This is a genomic window from Agreia sp. VKM Ac-1783 (genome assembly GCF_900177765.1).
Classification (GTDB): domain Bacteria; phylum Actinomycetota; class Actinomycetes; order Actinomycetales; family Microbacteriaceae; genus Agreia.
In genome coordinates this window covers 65114-86922 of record NZ_FXWI01000003.1, presented here as the reverse complement: position 1 = coordinate 86922, position 21809 = coordinate 65114, and the positions used below count along the sequence as shown (strand labels likewise).

Annotated in this window: 20 protein-coding genes; 4 read left to right on the top strand and 16 right to left on the bottom strand. The window is 68.7% G+C overall.

Annotated elements, in window-relative coordinates; all coding sequences use genetic code 11:
• Window positions 1-3 precede the first annotated feature (3 nt).
• The gene (locus tag CCK87_RS10180; protein ID WP_212638212.1) at window positions 4-714 is read left to right on the top strand and encodes a TetR/AcrR family transcriptional regulator; all 711 of its coding nucleotides are present in this window, start codon (window positions 4-6) and stop codon (window positions 712-714) included.
• Here CCK87_RS10180 and CCK87_RS10175 read toward each other — a convergent pair.
• On the bottom strand, window positions 695-1489 hold the full coding sequence (locus CCK87_RS10175) for an N-acyl homoserine lactonase family protein (protein ID WP_170927238.1): 795 nt from the start codon (window positions 1487-1489) through the stop codon (window positions 695-697). The genes CCK87_RS10180 and CCK87_RS10175 overlap by 20 nt on opposite strands.
• Window positions 1490-1594: 105 nt before the next feature.
• Between CCK87_RS10175 and CCK87_RS10170 the strand changes: the two genes are divergently transcribed.
• Both CCK87_RS10170 and CCK87_RS10165 read left to right on the top strand, forming a co-directional pair.
• Window positions 1595-2233 carry a cyclase family protein gene (locus CCK87_RS10170; protein WP_086461974.1) on the top strand — a complete coding sequence of 213 codons (639 nt, stop codon included), beginning with the start codon at window positions 1595-1597 and terminating at the stop codon, window positions 2231-2233.
• 16 nt (window positions 2234-2249) lie between these two features.
• Entirely contained in the window at window positions 2250-2963 is a 714-nt protein-coding gene (locus CCK87_RS10165; protein WP_086461353.1) for an alpha/beta hydrolase, read from the top strand.
• Between the two features lie 118 nt (window positions 2964-3081).
• Here the strand turns inward: CCK87_RS10165 and CCK87_RS10160 are convergent, their stop codons facing one another.
• The 10 genes from CCK87_RS10160 to CCK87_RS10115 all read right to left on the bottom strand — a co-directional run bounded on the left by CCK87_RS10160 (window position 3082) and on the right by CCK87_RS10115 (window position 13614).
• Window positions 3082-4359 carry an amidohydrolase family protein gene (locus CCK87_RS10160; RefSeq protein WP_086461352.1) on the bottom strand — a complete coding sequence of 426 codons (1278 nt, stop codon included), beginning with the start codon at window positions 4357-4359 and terminating at the stop codon, window positions 3082-3084.
• A 2-nt stretch (window positions 4360-4361) separates the two neighbouring features.
• Window positions 4362-5135, bottom strand: a complete 774-nt coding sequence (locus tag CCK87_RS10155) for an ATP-binding cassette domain-containing protein (RefSeq protein WP_086461351.1) — start codon at window positions 5133-5135, stop codon at window positions 4362-4364.
• A complete protein-coding gene (locus tag CCK87_RS10150; RefSeq protein ID WP_249273837.1) occupies window positions 5132-6859 on the bottom strand; it encodes a dipeptide/oligopeptide/nickel ABC transporter permease/ATP-binding protein in 1728 nt (575 codons plus the stop codon). Before CCK87_RS10150 ends, CCK87_RS10155 begins: the two co-directional genes overlap by 4 nt.
• The gene (locus CCK87_RS10145; protein WP_086461350.1) at window positions 6852-7898 is read right to left on the bottom strand and encodes an ABC transporter permease; all 1047 of its coding nucleotides are present in this window, start codon (window positions 7896-7898) and stop codon (window positions 6852-6854) included. The genes CCK87_RS10150 and CCK87_RS10145 overlap by 8 nt, the downstream gene beginning before the upstream one ends.
• Window positions 7899-7944: 46 nt before the next feature.
• The gene (locus CCK87_RS10140; RefSeq protein WP_086461349.1) at window positions 7945-9510 is read right to left on the bottom strand and encodes an ABC transporter substrate-binding protein; all 1566 of its coding nucleotides are present in this window, start codon (window positions 9508-9510) and stop codon (window positions 7945-7947) included.
• A 153-nt stretch (window positions 9511-9663) separates the two neighbouring features.
• Complete coding sequence (locus tag CCK87_RS10135) at window positions 9664-11004, bottom strand: amidohydrolase family protein (protein WP_170927237.1); 1341 nt, start codon at window positions 11002-11004, stop codon at window positions 9664-9666.
• 40 nt (window positions 11005-11044) lie between these two features.
• Complete coding sequence (locus CCK87_RS10130) at window positions 11045-11650, bottom strand: isochorismatase family cysteine hydrolase (protein ID WP_086461347.1); 606 nt, start codon at window positions 11648-11650, stop codon at window positions 11045-11047.
• A gap of 64 nt (window positions 11651-11714) precedes the next feature.
• Window positions 11715-12188: a hypothetical protein gene (locus CCK87_RS10125; RefSeq protein ID WP_086461346.1), complete on the bottom strand. Its 474-nt coding sequence runs from the start codon at window positions 12186-12188 to the stop codon at window positions 11715-11717.
• Complete coding sequence (locus tag CCK87_RS10120) at window positions 12185-12946, bottom strand: amidohydrolase family protein (RefSeq protein ID WP_086461345.1); 762 nt, start codon at window positions 12944-12946, stop codon at window positions 12185-12187. Before CCK87_RS10120 ends, CCK87_RS10125 begins: the two co-directional genes overlap by 4 nt.
• A 113-nt stretch (window positions 12947-13059) precedes the next feature.
• Window positions 13060-13614, bottom strand: a complete 555-nt coding sequence (locus CCK87_RS10115) for a hypothetical protein (RefSeq protein ID WP_212638211.1) — start codon at window positions 13612-13614, stop codon at window positions 13060-13062.
• Between the two features lie 129 nt (window positions 13615-13743).
• On the opposite strand from CCK87_RS10115, the gene CCK87_RS10110 reads away from it, so the two are divergent.
• Complete coding sequence (locus CCK87_RS10110; RefSeq protein WP_212638210.1) at window positions 13744-14436, top strand: GntR family transcriptional regulator; 693 nt, start codon at window positions 13744-13746, stop codon at window positions 14434-14436.
• Window positions 14437-14483: 47 nt separating this feature from the next.
• Here the strand turns inward: CCK87_RS10110 and CCK87_RS10105 are convergent, their stop codons facing one another.
• The 5 genes from CCK87_RS10105 to CCK87_RS10085 are packed head-to-tail and all read right to left on the bottom strand — an operon-like array spanning window position 14484 to window position 21785.
• Window positions 14484-15896 carry an amidase family protein gene (locus tag CCK87_RS10105; RefSeq protein WP_086461342.1) on the bottom strand — a complete coding sequence of 471 codons (1413 nt, stop codon included), beginning with the start codon at window positions 15894-15896 and terminating at the stop codon, window positions 14484-14486.
• On the bottom strand, window positions 15896-17896 hold the full coding sequence (locus CCK87_RS10100) for a primary-amine oxidase (protein ID WP_086461341.1): 2001 nt from the start codon (window positions 17894-17896) through the stop codon (window positions 15896-15898). The genes CCK87_RS10105 and CCK87_RS10100 overlap by 1 nt, the downstream gene beginning before the upstream one ends.
• Window positions 17897-17926: 30 nt before the next feature.
• Window positions 17927-19459, bottom strand: a complete 1533-nt coding sequence (locus CCK87_RS10095) for a gamma-glutamyltransferase (protein WP_212638209.1) — start codon at window positions 19457-19459, stop codon at window positions 17927-17929.
• Entirely contained in the window at window positions 19456-20547 is a 1092-nt protein-coding gene (locus CCK87_RS10090) for an FAD-dependent oxidoreductase (RefSeq protein ID WP_170927236.1), read from the bottom strand. Before CCK87_RS10090 ends, CCK87_RS10095 begins: the two co-directional genes overlap by 4 nt.
• Window positions 20544-21785, bottom strand: a complete 1242-nt coding sequence (locus CCK87_RS10085) for an aminotransferase class V-fold PLP-dependent enzyme (protein WP_170927235.1) — start codon at window positions 21783-21785, stop codon at window positions 20544-20546. Before CCK87_RS10085 ends, CCK87_RS10090 begins: the two co-directional genes overlap by 4 nt.
• Window positions 21786-21809: the final 24 nt, after the last annotated feature.

Genomic DNA, 21809 nt, shown 5'->3' with positions numbered 1-21809 from the left:
CGTATGAGTTCTGTCACGACGTCGGGCAAGGCCGGCAGGCCCCGGGCCAGCGCGCCCAAGCAGAATTCCGCCCTGAGTGCGCGCGAGCAGATCCTCGACGCGGCGGCGGCGCTGTTCTCGGAGACCGGATTCTCGGGGTCGTCGACGCGCGCGATCGCCGACCGCGTGGGCATCCGGCAACAGTCGCTCTACTACCACTTCGCCGGCAAAGACGAGATTCTCGCCGAGCTGCTCAGCGGATCGGTGCGACCGAGTATCGAGTTCGTGCAGCGCATCGAGGAACGCGTGCCCGACGAGATCACGCCGGCGGGCGCGCTGTTCGCTCTGGCCAGCATCGACGCGCGCACCCTGCGGCAGACTCCGCACAACATCGGCACGCTCTATCTGCTTCCCGAGATCCAGGAGTCGCGCTACGACGCGTTCCGCATCGAGCGCGAGCAGCTGCGGGCGAGCTACGGCCGACTCGGCGTCGCCGCAGCACACCCCGACGTGGCCGCGACGATAGGCGAAGACCGCATCGGCGCCATCCTGATTCAGCTCGCCGAGCTCGTGATCCGGCTGCGTCGCGACGGCGGCACGGCGGCCATGCCCGAAGACGACGACACGACGATCGCCACGTCATGCCTGCGGGTACTCGGCCTGTCGTCGGCCGAGATCGCCGCGGCCCGCGATGAGGCAGAGGCTGTGACCGCGCTCAGCGCATCCACTCTCTGAATGCGGGGTCGTGACCGGGCCAGACCTCGACGCCCCGTTCGGCCGTGAGATCGGCCAGGCGCTCGAGCGAGCGGGCGGCCTGTTCTTCGTCGCCCGGCACGGCGGTCCACCCGCAGGGGATGCGTTCGATCAGGTTTCGCTCGAGATCGGCCGCATCACAGGCGAGCACGATCGAGCGCCCGGGCAGATCGATGCGGAAGGACTGGTGGCCCGGGGTGTGGCCGCGAGTGTCGAGGGCGGTGAATCCCGGTGCCAGAACGGTATCGCCGTCGAGCAGCCTCACGTCGAGATCGCGCTCCAGGATGTCGCTGGGCACGACGACCTCGCGGCGTCCGATTCCGCTCGTGAGCCACTGCCACTCGCGGCGCTGCAGGGCGACGGGAGTGCCCCCGGGCACCAAGCGCAGGGCTCCCGTGTGGTCGAGGTGCACGTGCGAGATCGCGCAGAATGCGAGGTCGCTCCACTCGAGGCCCGCCGCAGCGACTCCCTCGGCCAGGGCATCGCCTGGCGGCACGACGGCCGTGTAGCTCTCGTAGTCGTAGCGGGCTGCGCGAAGAAGAGGATCGCGAACGGCGTCGAGATCGAAGCCCCCGTCGACCAGCGCCCACCCGTCGTCGTAGACGACGATCGCGCCAGTGACGGGCTCGAGCAGAAAGCGCGACGGGTCTCCGCCACGCAACGACATCGACTCGGCGATCGGCTCGTAGCCCAGCACGAGAGGAATCACTCGGCGAGGCGTGCCCCCGAGGGCGAAGGGCTGGGCGAAATCGCTCACACTGCAGATCATCGGGCCCTTTCGACGCTGGCGGCCTTGTCTCGCAATTGGATACAATATTGACTAAACCGAATCCATTCTATGGTCCCCGAGCCGGAGGCAGACATGACCGACGCGATCGACATCAACATCCCCATCCACGGCGAGATGCTGCACTGGGGCCGACGCCCCACGTTCGAGATGGTCGAGCAGATCGCCGACGGCTACGCATCCGACGTCTCTCGCTGGCTCATCGGAGCGCACACCGGAACCCACGTCGACGCGCCCTCGCACTTTGTGCCGGGCAGCACCACCGTCGACCAGATCGCGCTCGACAGCGTCGTAGGCCCGGTGCGGGTGCTCGATCTGCGCCATGTCGTCGAGGAGATCAGCACGGCCGACCTCGCCGCGGCCGGAGCGGAGGGCGCGGCGCGAGTGCTCTTCCGCACGCGCAACTCGACAGACGCGCTGACCCGGTCGGAGAAGTCCGAGACGTGGGTCGGGCTGGGGCCAGACGGTGCCGCGTGGCTCGTCGATAGGGGCGTTCTGTTCGCCGGCATCGACTACATGACCATGGAGGCGCCCGCGCACACCTCAACGTGGCCGACGCACGTGACCCTGTGCGGCGCGGGCATCGTGATTCTCGAGAACGCCGACCTTTCTGCCGTGGAGCCCGGGGACTACCTCATGGTCTGCCAACCGGTGCCGTTCGCCGGACGCGAGGCAGCTCCAGCGCCGACCGTTCTGCTCCCGCTTCCGGCGTAGAGCCCAGGGATCAGCTATGGCAACGTCACCGCTCCCGCATCTCGTCCTCGTTCACGGAATGGGCGGGACTCCCTTCACCTGGTCGTCCGTCGTTCCGCTGCTCGCGGAGCGCGGCTACTCCTCCTCCGTGGCCGACAATCTCTCGCAGTCGTTACACGACGACGAGGCGAACGTGCGCGCGCTGATCGACGCCGTCGACGGACCTGTGCTGCTCGTCGGGCACTCCTACGGCGGCGCGGTCATCACCGCAGCCGGCACGCACGACAGGGTCATCGGCCTCGTCTACGTCGCCGCGTTCGCCCCCGACAGCGGCGAGTCGGTGACCCAGATCGTCAGTTCCTACGAGCCGGCCGAGGTCTCGAAGTACTTCACGCGGGGCGCCGACGGCGAGTGGATCTCGGCGCCCGACGAGGAGTCATGGCGCGAGCTCGCCTGGGACGTGCCCGAGGAGGTGCGCCTCGCCGGTCGCTCCGAGAGCCGAGTGTCGGCCGACGCGATCTTCACCGAGACCATCGCGGAACCCGCCTGGCGGTCACGCCCCTCTTGGTACCTGATGGCCACGAGCGACAAGCACCTGCGCCCGGAGATCCAGCGCGACATGGCCACCCGCATGGGCGCGACCCTAGACGAGGTCGACACCAGCCACGCGATTCCGCACGCGGCGCCCGAACGGGTCGTGGCCACCATCGAGCGCGCTCTCGGAGTCAACTCCTCTGCGCTGCTTGAGTAGACTCCTCTGCGCTGGTCGAGCAGGCCGCCAGCGGCCGTATCGAGACCACCCTGCAGGGATTTCGATACGCCGGCTCGTTCCTCGCGCGGCTACTCAATCAGCGCAGTGGTCGGTCGCCTCAGGGCACGCGCTGCACCCGACCGTCGAGGTCTTTCACCACGCGCCCGGCCTGAATCACCATCCGAATGGCAGCCGAGTCGGCGAGCTCACCAAGAGCGTGCACCGGGTCGACGTTGGTCACCACCAGGTCCGCCTGCTTGCCAGCCTCGATCGAGCCGATGTGCTCCTCGAGTCCGAGCAGCGTGGCGCCACCCAGCGTGCCGGCCTGGATCGCAGCAAGCGGGTCGAGGCCGACCTCGACGAGCCAGGCGAGTTCCGTGAGGTTCCGCCCGTGCGTGTGCACTCCCGCGTCGGTACCGAGCGCGACAGGCACTCCGGCCGCGACGGCACGGCGCACCGAGTCGAGGCCACGTCTCTGCCGCGCTTGGCGGTCGGCGAGTGCAGCGGGTGAGGTCGTCGTCGGGTCGAGTGTTCGCATCAGAGTGCTGAGAGTCGGAACGAGAACCGTGCCGTGCTGCAGCATCAGCTCGATCGTCTCGTCGCTCAGGTCGTAGCCGTGCTCGATGCTCGCCGCACCGCCGAGAACGGCAACCCGCACCGCCGCGTCGGTCAGCGCGTGCGCCGTGATCGGGCGGCCGCCGCGCTCGGCGACGAGCCGGGCCACGAGAGCCACGTGCTCCAGGGGCAGGCCCGCATCCGCCGGGTCGTCGGTCGGCGAGCCCACCCCGCCCGAGGTCGAGACCTTGATCGCGTCGGCGCCCATGCGCATGAGCTCGCGCACGGTGCGGATGACGTCGTCGTCGGTGTCGACGACGCCGGGGGTGGGCATTCCGGGGCGCACGGCCCAGGCCGGCAGCGATCCATTGGGGCGTACCGGGTCGGCGTGGCCGCCCGTAGGCGACAGCATCGAGATGGCCAGATGCAGTCGCGGGCCCACGGCCGAGCCTCGCGCGATCGCGTCGCGGTAGCCGGGGGTGAGGCCGTCGAGATCCCGCGCGGTCGTCACTCCGGCGAGCAGCGTGGTGCGCAGCACGGCGGCGGTCTCGAGCACGTGCTCCTCGACGAAGCGCGAGCGCTGGGTCTCGGGATCGGCGGGCACCATGCTGAGGTGCACGTGCGCGTCGACGAAGCCCGGCATCAGGAAGGCGCCGGTGAGGTCGATCGTGCGTTCGACTTCGAGACCGGCTCTGCGCGGTCCGGCGTAGCTGATGACCCCGTCGACGAGTTCGACCTCGGAATCCGCCAGCGGCGGACATCCGGTGCCGTCGACGAGCGTGGCGCCGACGAGGCGCACCGTGCCGGATGCGTGCGGAACGTGAGGGAGACGAGCCGCCACGGTCAGCTCGCCAGGCCGAAGCCGGGAGCGCCCGGATCGGCGTCGAGTAGTCGGCGGGTGTACCAGTGCTGCGGGTCGGAGTAGACCTGCTCGACGGGCCCGGCCTCGACGACCTCGCCCTGATAGAGAACCACGACGTCGTCGCTCACCCGCTGCACGACCGCGAGGTTGTGCGAGATGAACATCATCGTCACGCCGAGCGACTCTTTGATGCCCGCGAGCAGATCGAGGATCTGCGCCTGCACCGACACATCGAGCGCCGAGGTGATCTCGTCGGCGATCACCAGATGCGGGTCGATGATGAGCCCGCGCGCGATGGCTATGCGCTGGCGCTGGCCACCAGAGAACTCGTGCGGAAAGCGGTGCATCATGTCGGCGCTCAGCCCCACGCGCACGAGCCACTCGGCGATCAGCTGCTCGTGCCTCGCGACCCTTGCGCGCGCCGGGTCGATCGCCTCGGCGAGCGTCTGCGCGATCGTGCGGCGCGGAGACAGCGACGAATACGGGTCCTGCGGAATCATCTGGGTGCGCCGGCGATACGCGCGCATGGCCCGGCGGTCTGCCGCGACGATATCGACGCCGTCGACGGTCGCGGTTCCGGATGCCGCGCGCACCGTTCCCACCAGAACCTTCGCCAGCGTCGACTTGCCCGAGCCGGATTCTCCGACGACTCCCACGGTGCGGCCTCGCTCGAGGCGCAGGTCGACCCCGCGCAGCACGCGCGCCGAGCCGAACGAGACGTCGAGACCGCGCACGTCGACCATCACCTCGCTCATGACCGGGCCTCCCGCGGCACGGCAACCACGGGCGTCGCCGCAAGAAGCTGCTTGGTATAAGGGTGTTCCACGGTGTCCTCCGAGAGTGTGGCGACGTCGTCGATACGCTCGACGATGCGGCCGTCCTTCATCACGAGCACGCGGTCGCAGAGAGCACGCACCACGCCGAGGTCGTGCGAGATGAACAGCACCGCCGTGCCCGACTGCTCGTTCATGCGCTTTAGCAGCGACAGCACCTCACGTTGCACGGTGACGTCGAGGGCGGTGGTCGGCTCGTCGGCGATCAAAAGATCGGGCTTCGTGCTCATGGCCGACGCGATCATGGCGCGCTGCTTCATTCCGCCCGAGAGCTGATGCGGATGCTGCCGCAGACGCCCCTCCGGATCGCTCAACTTCACGGCCTCGAAGGCACGCGCGAGCAGGCCGAGCGCGCCCCGTCGCGGAAAGCCGAGACGAATCGTGAGCACGTCGGAGAGCTGGCTACCGAGCACCAGAGCCGGGTTCAAGGCCGTGCCGGGGTCTTGGTACACGAGCCCGATCTTCGACGCGAGGGTGCGGCCCGAGACGCGGCCGATCAGGTCGGTGCCGCCGAGCTCGAGGCGTCGGGCGGATGCCTCGAGCCCCTCTCCGAGCAGACGCGCGACGACCGACGCGGTGAGGGATTTGCCCGATCCGGATTCGCCGACGATGCCGAGCACCTCGCCTCGACGGATGGTGAACGAGACATCGGAGACCAGAGGGCGACCGGTGGAGCCGTGCGTGACCGTGATGCCGTCGGCGATGAGCACGACGTCGTCGCCCTCGATCGCCACGAGGGCGGGCTCGCCCTCGGCACGCACCAAGCGGGCTCGCGTGGAGTTCGACCGCGGGTTCGCCGCCGCAGCCAGGCCGTCTCCCACCATCAGCGCCGCCAGCGACGTGAAGGTCAGGGCCACCGCGGGACCCACGATCACGATGGGGTTCACCGCGATTCTGCTCAGCCCGTCGTTGAGCAGGGTTCCCCAGTCAAAGGCCGGGCTCTGCGCGCCGAGACCGATGAACGAGAGTCCCGAGATTTCGACGAGGGCGCCCGAGAATGCCCCGGCAATGAGAATCAGGATGGGCTCCGCCATGTTCGGAAGCACGTGACGCAGTGCGAGGCGATGCACCGGCACCCCCATGAGGCGTGCGGTGGTGACGTACTCGCTCGCCGAGATCTTGGCAGCGAGATTGGCAGTGAGCCGCGCGAATCCGGCGATATTCGCCACGGCGACCGCGACCACGACCTGCACGACGCCCTGGCCGAGGATCGCCGCGACGATGATCGCGACCAGCATCGTGGGGTAGCTCACGGCGAACTCGATCAACCGCAGGCCGAGCTCGCGAAGGCGGCGCGGCGCCAGCCACACGCCGATTCCCAGAGCGATTCCCACGACCGACGACAGCGCCGTGGCGAAGAGTGCCATCAGCACGGTCGACTGGGTCGCCACGAGCGTGCGGGCGAGCATGTCGCGACCGAGCGTGTCCGTTCCGAGCGGATGGGCTGCACTGGCGCTCTGCCCGGGATCGCTGCCCACGCCGGTGGCCTGCGCGCCGAAGACGAGTGGAGCGATGATCGCGGTCAGCGCTACGACCACGAGAATGACGAGGCCGATGACGAGGCCGGGGTTCCAGGCGAAGGTGCGCGCCCGATCGGCGGGCGCCTCTGCGACACGCACCGCCGCTGCGGGGTTCGACTCAGTCACGCTTTCCTCCGAGTGTTCGAGGGTCGATGATGCCGAGGATGATGTCGATGATGAGCGTCATCACCAGCGAGATCAGGCCGATCACGAAAACCGCTGCCCTGATGACCGGATAGTCCTTGTCGACAGCGATGGCCTGCACGATCACGCCGCCGAGTCCCGGCCAGGCGAAGACCGCCTCGGTGATGAGGGCTGATCCGAGCAGCGCCGTCAAGATGATGCCCGAGAGCGTGAGTGCCGTCGTCAGGAGGTTCGGCAGCATGTGCTTCACATACAGAGTGAGCGTCGGCAGTCGCCACCCTCGGGCCGTGCGCATGTAGTCCTGCTCGAGGATCACCGCCGTCTCGCGACGCACGATTCGCGCGACCGAGCAGATTCCGCCGATCGAGAGCGAGGCGATGGGCAGGATGGCCGCCGCGCCGATGTTGTACGCGGGCGAGTACGCCGGAGGCAGCACCCGCCAGAGCACCGCGAACACGACGACGAACCCGGTGGCGAGAACATAGGTGGGAATCGACGAGATGATTCCGGTGACCACGCTGAACGAGAGATCGAGCCAGCGCCGACGATCGCCCCGCGTCGCCACGCCGATGGCCATGCCGAGCGCGATGCCGAGTACAAGCAGCAGCACGACGGCCGCGATGGTGATCGTGAGCGTGTAGGGCACCGCCGTCATCACGATGTCCATCGCGGGCTGCCGGTAGCGGTACGAATCGCCGAAGTCGCCCTGCACCACTCCCGAGACATAGGTCCAGAGCTGAACGGGCAGCGGCTGATCGAGACCGAGCTGGGTACGCACGAGCTCGACCTGGCCGAGGCTTGCGCTCTCTCCGGCGATGGCCGTGGCCGGGTCTCCGGGAATCAGCTGCACGATCAAGAAGGTGACCAGCACCAGCAGGGCCAGGTTCACTATGAGGCCGACAACGCGGCGCACGAGGAATGTGCGCCACGCGCCGGCGAGGGTCGCCGCCTTCACGGGGCGGGTTGATTCAGGGGTGCCCGGACCGGGCGCCGCGAAGCTGTCAGCGGTCGTGGTGCTCATCGCGTGTTCTCCTCAAGTGTTCCGGTCCGGGCGGTGCGTCGACTCGTTACGACACGATGCGCATGGCCGAGATGTCCCAGTAGCCCGAGAAGACGTACGAGGCGAATCCCTTGCGGGCCACGTAGCGGTGGGTGTCGGTGATCAGCGGGGTCATGTCGACGCGTTCGAGAATCGTCTTCTGGGCTGCCTCGAAGTTGGCGCACTGCTCGTCGGGGTCGGTCGCGTTCATTCCGGCCTCGTAGTCGGCCATGCCCTCGGGGTTGTCACTCGAGGCCACATTGGTGCCGCCCTGCGCGTACGTCGGTCCGAGGTAGCGGGCGATGGAGGTGTGGATGAGGCCCGACTCAGCGTTCTCGGCGGCGATAGCCATGTCCCACGTCTCGGGCTGAGTACGCATCTGCTTGGTCCAGTCGGCGGGGTCTGGCGCCGAGACCGTGACCGTGGCACCGGCCGCACGAAGCGACTCGGCGAGGAAGTCGCCCGCCGGATCCCAGTTCGACATCATAAGCAGTCGGATGGTCTTGCCGTTCAGTACCTTCGCCGCGGCCGCGGGGTCGTACTTCTGAACGAGCGAGGAGTCATCGAGCGCACAGCGGTAGCTCGCCGCGCTCACGGTGTTCTGCTCGACACCGAGGCCGTCGAGGCCGGCGGAGTTGAAACCCTCGCGGTCGATCGCCTGAGCAACTGCGGCGCGCAGGTCTTTGTTTCCCTCGAAGACCGAGCCCGCGCCCGGAGCCTGGTTGAACACCAGGTTGTAGGCCGAGCTCGCGAAGGTGACCGTGGAGTATCCGTCACCCTCGAAACGCTGAGCGTTGGCGTCATAGAACCTCGCGAGGTCGACGCCTCCCGACTCGAGCAGGTTGGCGCTCGTGTTGGAGTCGGCCTGAACGGTCAGGTTGATCGTCTTTGCGGGCGTGCCCTCGACGTTCTTCCAGTCGGGCCAGACCTTGTAGTCGTCGCGAAGCGCGTACTGCACGCTCTTTCCGGCTTCCGATTTCGTCAGCGTGTACGGGCCAGACCACGCGCCGGCGACGGTGCCCGCGGCGAGGCCCTCGGGGTCGGCGATACCGGCGGGGCAGATGATGCCGGAGCCGGGCCGGGTGAGTCCACCGAACAGCTGCGAGTACGGGGCGCTGAGCGAGATCGAGAGAGTTCCGGCCGCGTCGTCCGGCGTGAACGTGGGCGTGCCCGAGCCGAAAGCCTGGTTCTTCCAGGTCTGAGCGCCCGAGTCGTCGAGGCCGACCAGATACGAGAACGAGTTGGCGACGACCGTCGGCGTGATGGCGGTGCCGTCGGAGCAGGTGGCGTCGTTACGGATGGTGAAGGTGTAGTCGGAAGCCGATGTCGACGACCAGTCCGTCGCGAGCCCTCCCACGTACCCCTCGGTCTCGCCTTGGCGCAGCAGGGTGTCGAAGCCGAGTCGTGCGACCGTGACATCGGAGGAGGCGGAGGCCTTGGCGGGGTCGAACGTCGCGGGGGCGTACCAGAGCTCGGCATTGATCGTGTCGGTCGTGCCGGAGGCGGCCTCGGGCGCGCCTGTGGAGCAGGCGCTGAGCGCAAGGCCCACCGCAGCCGCCAGCGCGACGCCGGCGATCATTCTCTTCCTAACCATGGTGCTGTCCTCCAAAGGATGTCTGTGGTGCGTCGGGTGCAGATTGTGTGGTTGCGGCCGTGGACGCGTCGTGTGCCGACGCTGTAACGCCACCCAGCGGGTCAACTTGGATCCAATCTAGTGCGATACGCATCCAATTATGTTTCGAGGGGATTACAAATCCTGAGCATTTCTATTCGTCGTGACGGCGTCGAACACCGATACACCGCCCACTTCGGTACGCAGCACCCGCGCGGCCGCGAACTCTGCAGAGGTGCAGCTCGTCGGGTCGACGTCGAGCAGCACCCAGTCGGCGAGAAAGCCGGCGCGCAGCATCCCGCGGCTGTTCTCCGCGAAGGCGGCGTACGCCGCGCCGCGCGTGTACGCCCGAACCGCCTCGAGAACGGTGATCGCCTGCTCGAGGCCGACCGGCTCGGCGATGCCGCGCATCCGACGCTCTGCCGCGACACCGACGACCTGACGCGGGTCGAAGGGAAAGTAGGGCGCGTCGGAGCCCAGGGCGAGGGTCGCGCCGGCGTCGAGCCAGTCGCGCAGGGGATTGACCGGCACGGCTCGATCACCGAGGCGACGCATCAGACCCGCGGCGTTGTTCCAGGCGATGGATGGCTGCAGCGACGCGATCACGCCGAGCGCGGCCGACCGCCGCATGCTCTCGGGGCTCGGCTCGAGGTACGCGTGGATGAGCTGGCAGCGCAGCGGACCGAGAACAGAGGCGGGCGCTGCAGCGTCGAGGCCGTCGAGGACCTGCTCGACCGCGCGGCTCCCGACCGCGTGCACCCCGAGGCCCCAGCCCCGCTCGACGCACGAGGCGGCAAGGCGGGCGAACTCGTCTGCTGAGAGGCGTTGCACCCCGTGGTCGTCGCTCGACCACGGCCGTTCGAGCAACGCCTGCCCCTTCATTCCTTCGCCGTCGTAGTAGACCTTGATCGGGCCGAGCCGCAGGCGGTCGTCGCCGTCGCCCGTGACGCCCTCGATCGTGTCGAGCAGCCGAAGTGCAGCATCGATGTCGGGCACGTGAGGCGACCCGAGCTGAGGCCACGGCATCGCGACGACGCGCAGAGTCAGCTGCGACAGCCGATGCGCCTCGCGGTAGCCGGCGAGCTCGTCGAGGGTGACGGCGGGATCGATCACGCCGGTGAACCCCATGGCGTGCAGAAGCGGTTGCACCCGGCTCAGCGCTGCGAGCCTGTCATCGAGACGGGGAGGCGTGTCGCCGAGCCAATCCGGAGCATCCGGATCTGCATCGCCGTCGGCGAGCATCACCGCCGAGAAGGTCTCGGCATCCGCGCCATCGTCGAGCAGCTGCAGCGCCTTCAACCCGGCCCGCTGCATATGGGAGTGCGCGTCGATGAAGCCGGGCACGATCACACCGTCGAAGCGCTCTTCGACGACGCCGTCGGGAGTCACAGCCCGCAGCTCATCGAGAGCGCCGAGCGCCACGATGCGCTCGCCGAGCACGAGCATGGCCTCCGCCTCTGGGCGGTCGTCGTCCATCGTTCGGATGGAGCCGACGATCAGGCGAGTATCGGCGCCGCTAAGCACTGACGCGCTCCCGGTCGTCGAGCCACGCGTGCACGTCGGCGGCCGTGACGAGAGCGTCTCGCTGCAGATACGCGATCGACTCGAGGGCTGCATCGTGCGCCCGCTCGCTCGACCCGGCGACGCAGTCGGTGAGCACGCGCACGACATAGTCGTGCTGATGCGCATCCGCGGCCGTGTAGTGGATGCAGATGTCGGTCAGGCCGCCGACCAGCATCACCGTCTCGGCCTTGTAAGCCTTCAGAATGATCTCGAGCTCTGTTCCGAAGAAGGCGGAGTAGCGGCGCTTCTTCACGACGAACTCCTCGGGCCGCGGCTCGAGCCACGACGCGAGCTCGGTCGCGTCGTCGCCCTCGAGACAGTGCGGGCCCTCGGCCCCGTCGAGCTCTCGGCCGATGTCGATGAGGTCGCGCTTGTGCACCTCTTGAATGAACACCACCGGCACGCCCGCCTCGCGGCAGTGTCGAATGAGCTCACGCACCCGCGGCCCACGCTCGGCCCGACCGCTCATGACCGGGATGCCGGGCGTCGGCAGGGTGGATGCGCTGCCGCCCTGGATGTCGACGACGACGAGTACTGCATTGCCTGAGACGGCCATCATGGTGGATCCTTTCTGCGCCCAGAAAAGTGTCGGATCTCGACCGCTCAGGCACGGGTCGGCGCCGTTACGGCGACGTAAAATCTTGCGGCGGCGACTGCCGCCCCGTGCGGCGGCGGCGGAAGGGAAGCAGCTCCCCCACGCCGACCGGGGCGAATGCGTCACCCACGGCGACCCACACGCTGGCGTCGGGAGCGTGATCCGCCAGCAGTTCTGCGCACACACCGCAGGGCTCGATGATGTGCAGGGTGCCCGTGGGCCTGCGCAGCACGCCCACGATCGACACGACGGGTGACCCCGCGATCGCAGCCGCACTCAGCGCAGCCGACTCGGCACAGATGGAGGCTCGACCGGCGCTCGCCTCGACGTGCAGGCCGGTCACCACGCTCCCGTCGGCGAGCCGCAGGGCGGCAGCGACCTCGTGCACGCCCACGAGGTAGCGCGCTTCCAGCAGATCGAGTGCTGTATCGAGCAGCTCACGATCGTCGGGAGACATACCGACGGGTGGGCCGTCGAGAAGAGGTCTCGACGAATCGGTCACGACCAGCCCATGATCCGAGCCATATTGCCGCCCTCGATGAGAGCACGATCCGCCTCATCTGGCACGGCCTTGGCGATCTTCATGCGCTCAAGATCGAAGTCGCTGCCCGGCCACTCGGAGCCGAGCAGGATCTTCTCGGCGCCGAGTCGCGCGTAGGCGCGCTTGACGTCAGACATCAGGGTGGCGCTCGTCTCGAGGTAGATGTGTGGATTGCGCTCGGCGACGATGATCGCCTCCGGCACGTTCCACACGGCACCCATGTGGGCGATGATCGTGGGCACTCCGGGGAATCCCTTGGCGATCTCCTCGATGGCGAACGGCGCGCAGAATGCGTCATCGAGGGCGTTGATGAGCACGGGCAGACCGAGCTCCTCGCACACCGCGAACAGCGGATCGAGAAGGCCGTGGTCGGCCACGTGGTAGCCGTGCAGACTCGGGTGCAGCTTCAGGCCCACGAGACCTCCGTCCGCGAATCGCCGGATCTCCTCGGTCGCGTTCTCCCACTGCGGCATGACCTGCCCGAAGCCGAAGAGGCGATCGGGGTGCGCGGCGACAAGCTCCATCAAGAAGTCGTTCTCGATGCCCTGGGCCAGCGAGCACACCATCGCCTTGTCGACGCCGGCGGCATCCATGCGGTCGAGGATGCGCCGCGCGTCGAACGGCGTGTAGGCCGGCGGCTCCTCGCCCGGCCGCACGCCGCTGAGGTAGTCGCTGCGACCACGACGGTCCTGGGTGGTGTTGTAGGCATCGATGATCATGCGACGTCTCCCTGTGCTTGGTGCGGAATCACGGACCCGCGAAGATTTCATCCCATTCAAGCACAATTGGATCCAATCTTGAATCCGTCTGCACATTCAGCACAGACTTCCGGTCACTGCAGCGCGGGTACCGCCAGCATGCCGGCCATGGCCACGAGTCCGAGCAACGACGAGAAACAGCGAGCCGTCTCGACGCGGGCCGGGCGGCGGTGCAGCACCACGGCGACCACTCCGATCGCGTAACCGGTCACGGCAACCGCCACCAACGCCACGAGAAACGATGACGACAGGGCGCCGTGCGCGTGCGCGATGCCGGATGCGGCCGGTGCCGCGAGCGCCGAGTCCCGGCCGCTCGTCGTGCCGGCCACCAAAACCAGCAGGGCGGCGACGAGCAGGCCCGCGGAGTGACGGAGCACGATCGCCGGGCGAGCGCCAGGAACCGCGCGCAGCCTGCCCGCGAACGCTCCCCCGATGGCGCACGCCGTCAGCAGCACGCTCCACAGCGGCGCGGGAACGACGGCGAGTCCCGGAACATGCACGTCCACCATCGCCAGCAGCATCACACCCTCGAACACCGGGCCGATGCGACCGCCGTGACCCCGGCCCACGATCGACAGCACCACCGATGCGGTGGCTGCGACGATCATCACGACGACGAGCGCGTTCATCGCGAATCCAGAACTCGGCGAGGCCGCCGTGACGGGATCGGCTCAGGAGGCAGCATAATTGGATCCAATCACAGGCTGGCTGCGGTAACCGCCGGTCGGCCCCGCTCGACGGATCAGAGAGGTCACTACGTGCCCGAGACCGATGGCAACGCACTCGTCGACGACCTGGCTGCGCGCATCCGCGCCAAGATCATGTCGGGCGAGATCCCGATCGGGGCACCCCTTCGCCAGGCCGAGCTCGCCGCACAGTTCGGCATCAGCCGTACCCCGGTTCGCGAAGCCCTGCGTCAGCTGCAGACCGGCGGCCTGATCGAGGTCGTACCTAACCGAGGCGCGGTCGTGCGCGTGCCCGTTCCGTGGGAGGTGCGCGAGGCCTACGAGGTGCGCGCCGAGCTCGAGTCCCTTGCCGCACGCCGCGCGGTGGATCGACTCGACGACACGACGATCGCCGAGCTCCGCAGCATCAACACGGCGATGTACGAGCGCTCTCTCGCGGTCGCCGCGGGCACAGCGACCGAGCGCGACGGCACCGACAACGACCAGTTCCACGGTCGAATCTACGAGGCCTCGGGGAACACGCGCCTGAGCCGGATGCTCGGCGAGATCAACGATGCCTTTCCCCGCAACGTCTCGGCGCTCGTACTCAAAGACAGCTCGCGCCATCGCGAAGAGAACTTCCGCGAGCACGAGGAGATCCTCGAGGCCTTCGCAGCCGGCGACGCGAATCGGGCGGCCGACCTGATGCGCGCCCACGTTCTGCGCGCCGGCGAACACCTCGCTCACTGGTACGAGCGACGGTCGTCGACGGTCTTCACGGGCTGAGTACGGGCGCGCCTGAGCAACCCACTGACTGAGCACGGCGACCGGTCTCAGAACGACGGCGCCCGGAAGATCCAGCCCGTCGCCTCTTCGATGGCGCGGGTGACCTCGAGCAGCTGCGCCTCGCGGCCGTGTCGACCCACAACCTGAACGCCGACGGGTAGCCCGTCACCCGTGAATCCGGCCGAGGTCACCACGACGGGATGCGCCGCGAGCGTCAGCCTGTTGGCGAGCATCTGCCAGGTGAAGTAGCGATCGAAGTGATGGCCGTCGACCGTCTGCACCCACTCGAGCCCGGCATCCGGTGCTGCGACCGGCGTCGCCGGAAGGATCAGCACGTCGTAGCGGTCGAGCACAGCGGCGGTGTCTCGAAAGAGCCGCGTGCGTCGCTCGTAGGCGTCGGCCAGCTGGGTGGCGGTCATGGCACGACCCTGCTCGACATTGCGGAGATAGTCGGGGCGGAACCCCGTGGCGCCGGCATCGACCGCGTGACGGCCGCCGAGAAAGAACTCGAAGGTCTCGATCGTCTCCCACGCCTCGTCGGCGCCCGAGAAGTCGGGTTCGGCAGATTCGACAGTCGCGCCGAGACCCGCGAGCTGCTCGGCGAACGCGGCGTGCACGGCGGCGACCTCCGCGTCGATCGGCAGGCCGCCCGCGTCGGCGCTCCAGGCGATGCGCAAGCCATCTACGGTCACGGGGGTCACCGGATGACTCGGCAGGGCGGAGAGCGGCCAGACCGACTTCTCGACAGCGAGGGCGCCGAGAAAAAGCGCGGCATCAGCCGAATCCCTGGCCATCGGCCCGGTGACGCCGTGCGGGGTCCACGCGTTGCCGGTGCGACCGCTGGCGACGCGCCCCGGGCTGGGCCGCACGCCGACCACGTTGCAGAATGCTGCCGGATAGCGCAGGCTGCCCCCGCTGTCGGAGCCGTCTGCGATAGGCAGCATGCGGGCCGACAGGGCCGCGGCCGCTCCTCCGCTCGAGCCTCCCGCGTGCCGCGAGTGATCCCACGGATTGACCGTCGTGCCGAAGACCGGGTTGAACGTCAGCACGCCCTGTCCCATCTCCGGGGTGTTCGTCTTGCCGATCACGAGTGCCCCGGCTTCACGAAGCAGCGTCGCGAGAACGCTGTCGTGGGCTGCGGGAGGCGCGTCGGCGAACGCGGCGGAGCCGTTGGTCGTCGGGAAGCCGGCGACATCCATCAGGTCTTTCACCGCGGTCGGCAGGCCGTGCAGCGGCGGCAGCGACGCGCCCTCGGCCTTCGCCTCGGCCGTTCGCCGATCAGCGGCTTCGGCGGCGGCAAGCGACACGCTGTCGGGCTGCTGCGAGACGACGGCCCGGATGGCGGGGTTGCGCTCCTCGATGCGATCCAGATGCGCCCGCATGACCTCGACGGCCGACACCTCTCCGTCGGCGATCGCGCCGGCGAGCCTCACGGCACTCCAGTCGGCGAGATTCTGCATCAGCGGCCGCCCTCGTGGTCGTGTTGCTGCTCGGCGTGCTCCGTGCCGCCGTGCGCTCCGTGGTGGGCATGATCCGCATGACCGCCGCCGCCGGCCGAGGGTGCGGCGCAGTGATCGGAGTCGGCAGACGGAGGAACGTCGAGTGAGGGATTGCGGTCGAAAAAGCCATCGGGCTCGAGCCGCAGGCTGATGCGGTCGACCGGCATGATCGGCCACTGCTCGGGCCGAGGAAAGTGGTGCACTCCCAGCACGGGCCAGAGCACGAGCCGCTCGTTCTCGAGCGAGCGGTCGGCCCGCTGCCACACGTGCACGCCATCGTCGCCGAGCTCGCCCTGGTTGGGGTATTCGCCGGCGATGTAGCGCTGCTCGGGATCGAAGGCGCTGGCCCACAGGTGCTGAGCCACGAACGGTGCCTTGCGCTCGACGACGCTGCCGGGGCGAGCGTACAACTGAGCGGTGTTCTGGATGGCTAGGCGGTATGCGGTGCTGTCGCCGTAGCGATTGAGCGCGGATTCGCTCTCGACCCTCCAGTGCAGGGCCTTCGAGGGGTCTGCTCGGCGGGCGCCGAGCGCCTCGGAGGAGATCGGCGTCTCGACGGCGATGCAGGCGTTGCCCCACGGATTGAGCGTCTCGTCGGGCTCGGGTTCCGCGTGCACCTCAACGAGGCGATTCCGGGCACCGTCGATCGCCATGTCGAGGCGCACCGCGAAGTAGTGCTGGTGCGTGGGCGCCTGCACGTTCGGCGCGACCATGCGACCGAAGCGTGGTCGCTCGCCGTCGGCGATGCCCGACACCGACATCAGGCCGGTGAGCTTGACCTCGAGTTCGATGGATCCGTCTTGATAGAGCGACCAGTAGAAGCCGTAGTCGTAGTTGGCCACGGTGGCGAAGCTCGAGATGACCAGTCGGCGGCTACGGCGAACCTCGGCGCTGCCGGTGCGGGTGTTCACGTGCTTCCAGAGAATCGAGTCGTCCTCCTCGTGGATGCAGATGCCATTGACGATCGTCTGCGGATCGCCGTTGCCGTCGAGGTACTCCACATCGAAGTATCTGATCTCGCCGAGGCAGTCACAGCCGAGCTCGAGGCTCGCCGTGAGCGGCCCTGCCCCGTACTCGCCCCAGTCGAAGAAGTTCTTGCGATAGGCGGTCGGGTCGCTGTCGAGGTAGGGCACGTACATCTCGTTGACCGCCGCCCGGTCGAGAACGGGCCGTTCGACATCGCCGTCTCGGTAGCTCACGTCGTGCAGCACGAGCCCCTCGCGATGACTGAATCCCACGCGGAACGACCAGTTCTGCCACGTGACCTTGCGGCCCTCGATCGAGAAACCCGGTCCCTCCGGCTGAACGATGTCGAGCGGGGCCACCGTGCGGTCGGGCCCCCAGGTACCCGAGGTGTACACGCCGGTCTCGCTGTTGATCGGAATCACGCCGTGATCCTCGATGCGGATCACCTCGAGGGTGTCGAGGTCGAGAATGGGCACGAGCCCTGCCACCGGTCGGGCGTAACCGTTGTCTTCCGCGAATTCGCGGTACCAGACGGTGCCCCAGCTCAGTCTGCGCTCTGCGAGGTCGTCGGGCACGAAGCCGGTGATCGACTCGGGGTCGACCCACACCAGCGAGGTGTCTGTGATGCCGCGCTTCGCGAGCGCCTCGACGAGTAGCGGCGAACCGAGCGCCGCCCGGGCGATCAGGCGGGCCTCGTCGCTCGAGACTCCGGGCCGTCGGTGATCGACGTCGGACCACACTTCGACGATCGCTTCGCTGCTCGGTCCCGCCGTCCAGCCGCGCACCTCCCAGGATGCGTGCGCGTCGGGGTTCATCACGACGAGGCGCACGGGTCTCGCCTCGCCGGGCTTGAGAGCCTTCGCCTTCTCCTCGTCGAGCGAGATGCCCCAGAATCGAGGGCGCTCGCCGATGCGGTCGCTGGCACGAACGGCCGCGACGAACGAGGCGATCTCGGCAGAGGAAAGGGGGTCGAGAACGTGAGCGGAGCTGTTCATGGCTTCCTTCGGGTCGTAAGGTTGTTTGGTTCAGAGAGCGTCGAAGACGGTGGCACGCCCGTCGGCGCGTGGATCGCTCGCGGCATCGAGGCGCCCGTCCGCTTGCAGGCGCACGGCCTGAACATGGCCGGCGTCGTCGATCCGACCCTGGGTGGTGACGACGGGCAGTCCCCGGGCACCCGCGGCCGCCTCCGCCGCGGGCAGTCCGGGCTCCGCGACGAGAGTCATCACCTCGTATCCCAGGTCGCGGGCACCGATGACGAAGCGCGATCTGCCGAGGGTTGCGGCCGGATCGGCGGAAGAGTCGAGGAGCTCTGCAACGACCTGCGCGAGGATCCAGGGCTGAGCGCTGCCTCCCTGGCAGCCGAGTCCCAGCACGAGGTCGTCGGTTTCGGCGATCACCGGCAGCAGTGTGTGTGGTGGCCTGAGACCGGGTCCGATCCGGCCGGGATGCGCGGGGTCGGTGCTGAACGCCGAGCCCCGATTGTGCAGCACCACGCCTGTGGCCGGGTCGAGGATGCCCGAACCGAAGAGCTGATACACGCTCTGAATGAGGGTCACGACGGTTCCGTCGCTGTCTGCGGCCGTGACGGCCACCGTATCGCCCAGCGCTCGCCCGGCCCGAGGAAGCGATCCCGTCTGCCGATGCTCGCGCGGGGCCAGCATGGCGTCGACGTCGATAGGGCCACCGCGCGGGTCTCCGAGCTGCGACTGCCGAACCAGGGCGGCGTCGTGCACGGAGGCCACGAGCTCGGCGACATCGCCGCCGAGCGCCTCGGGAAGGATGCCGAGGAGAACGATCCCTTGAGTGGGCGGCGGGGCCACCCACCAGCGCACACCGCCCGTCGCCGCCTCGACGGGTTCGAGCAGTTCCGCCTCGTGGGCCGCAAAGTCGTCTTCGCTGTGTGCACCTCCGAGGGCACGCAGTCGCGCTGCGATCGATGCGCCGACGCTTCCGCTGTACATGGCGCCGGGATCGACCGCGAGCTGTTGCAGGGTTGCCGCGAGCGCCGGCTGCACGATGCGATCGCCCTCGACCACGAGGCCGCCGTCTGGCGTACCGAAGACTCCGCGCATGCCCTCGTCGGCCAGCAGCTCGTAGGTGCGGATCGCGATGGCACGCGCCAGGCCGGCAGAGACGGCGAAGCCCTCTTCTGCGCGGCGGGCGGCGGAACGAAGCGGAGCCGCAAGGCCCAGCCGCGAGCCGAGCCCATCGAGAGCCCGCCATCCGGCGACCACCCCGGGAACGGTGACGGTCTGCGCACCCTGTTTGGGCATCCGTTCTTCGCGGGCAAGAGCGGCAACGTCGACGGCGGCGGGAGCCGCACCCACCGAGACCACCGAGGTCACACCGAGGCCGGGGCGCCGCACGAGCGCCACGAGATCACCGCCGATAGAGCACTGGTGCGGATAGACGACCGTGAGCATGGCGGCGGCGGCGAGGGCCGCGTCGATCGCGTTGCCTCCCGCCGCGATCGCCTCGGATGCCGCGTCGAGCGCGGCCGGGTGCGGGGCGGCCACGGCGATGCGTCGGGCGGGCTGATGCTCGGGCATCGATGTCATACGAGAGCCTCCATGCGGGCTGGGCTGAGGAAGTCGAGATCGGGTCGCGCGACCTGGGTGACCAGGTCGGCGACAGCCTCGCCGATAGCCGGGCCGAACTTGAATCCGTGGCCGGAGCAGGCCGCCGCGATGAGAATCTCGGGCGACCCCGGCAGCGCTCCGACGACGAAGCGCTTGTCGGGCGTCATCGTGTAGAGACAAGCGACGGCCTCGCCTCCGGTGGTGTCGATGCCCGGCACGTACGATCGCAGTAGGCCGGCGAGGTGCAGCGTCTCGGCCTCCGTGGGCGCTGCGACCGGCACATCCGGGTCCCAGACCGGGCCCGCGTCGATGCCGACCTTGGCCCCTGAACCGGATGCCTCGGGCAGGCCGAACACGAGTCCCTCCGGCAGATCTACCGAGAAACACCCGAGGGCGGGAGGCTGGGCGACGGCCTGACCCGCGGGAACGGTGAGGGTGACGATGCGCCACACCTCGAAGAAGCGCGCAGCGCTCGGCACGAGTCTCGATGCCCATGCACCCCCGGCGAGAACGAGTCGACGGGTTCGGATCGTGCCCGACGAGGTGTGCACGGTCACGATGCCGTCGTCGATCGTCCAGCCTTCCACTGCCTCGTCGAAGCGCAGTTCGGCTCCCCTCGCACGCGCCGCGCTGTGGGCGTAGGCGAGAGCACCCGCCGCGTCGATGACACCCGCGTCGGGGTCATGGACCACGCCGTGGTCGGTCGGCGGCCGGAACGAGGGGGCGACGTCGACGAGATCTCCCGGCTCCACCGGCGCGCTGCGACCGCCCTGCAGCGACTGCGCACCGCGGTGCGCGTACAGGCCGCCGGTCGTCTCCACGAATGACCGCCCGGCGGCGAGAGCCCAGCGATCCCAGCCGAGATACGCGCGCTCGACGAGGGCGTTCCAGACCGGATGCGGGTAGGCGCGTCGGATCATGCGGGTCGCGCCGTGCGACGACCCGCGCGAGTGCGCCGCACCGAACTGCTCGACGCCCACCACATCGAGACCGCGATTCGCGAGCTCGAGCACGGATGCGGAGCCATGGATGCCGAGGCCGAGCACGACCGCGTCGCGAACGGTCATCGAACACCCCCGGCGCGGGCGATGTCTGCGACGCGCTCGAGCAGCGCCGCGGCGTCGGCGTCGTCGTTGTACACGTGGGGGGAGACGCGCACGACGCTGGCGATGCCGCGAGCGCCGAGATCCCATTGGGCGTGGCTGGCGGGAACCGCGATGGAGTCGATGCGGGCCTCGCGCAAAAGAGTGCTGACCTGTTTGCCCGCGATGCCGCGCACGGTGAAGGTGACGAGTCCAGACGGCGAGGCGGGCGGATCGGCGAGCTCGACGCCGTCGATGGCCGCGAGTCCCTCGCGGAGTCGAGCGCCGAAGCCGACGAGGTGAGCTTCTGTCGCGGCCTGACCGCGGGCGAGCGCCTCGTTCAACGCGACACCCAGGCCGAGGCGGGCGGCCACAGACGATTCCCACGTCTCGAGCTGGCGCGCGCCTGCATCCATGGTCCACTCCTCCGCGCTGGTCCAGACCGAGCCTCGCACGTCGGGGGCCCAGCCACCCAGTCCGTCGAGCATGCCCGAACGCACATAAGCCAGCCCTGTTCCTCTCGGCCCGCGAAGGTACTTGCGTCCGGTCGTGACGAGAGCGTCGATGTCGAGTGCGCTCACGTCGATATCGAGATGCCCGACCGACTGGGTGGCATCGAGAACGGTGATGGCGCCGAACCGACGACCCAGCGCGCTGATCTGCGCCACCGGCTCGACGAGTCCCGACGAGGTGGGAATGTGCACGGCGCTGATCACCGAGCGTCCGGGCGCGGCGGCCAGGGCGTCGTCGAGCGCCTGCAGATCCATCGCACCCGTCGCATCTGTCGGAATGACCTCGAGTTTCACGCCGCTGTAGCGCTTGAGGGCGAGCAGCCGCAGAGCCTGACTCACATAGCTGGAACGCGGAGCGATGACCGTGTCGCCCTCTTCCAGCCGCAGGGCGTCGAACAGTGACCTCAGAGCAGTCGTCGCGCTGTCGAAGCACGCGATCTCGTGGGCCGAGGCCCCCAGGAGCGTCGCCGCGGCCTCGTAGACATCGGCCAGATCGTCGGCCCGGCGGGTCGCAGCCTCGTAGCCGCCGACCCGTTGCTCGAGACGAAGATGCGTCACCATGGCCTCGACCACGTCGTCGCTCATCAGTCCGGCCCCGGCCGCGTTGAAGTAGTGGCGACCGGCCGATCCCACGGTGCGCGAACGCTCCGAGGCGACGTCCACGATGCCTGTTGCCGCAAGGGTGGCTCCGCCTTCGAGACCGATCGTCATCCGCGGGTCCTTCCTGGTCGGCAC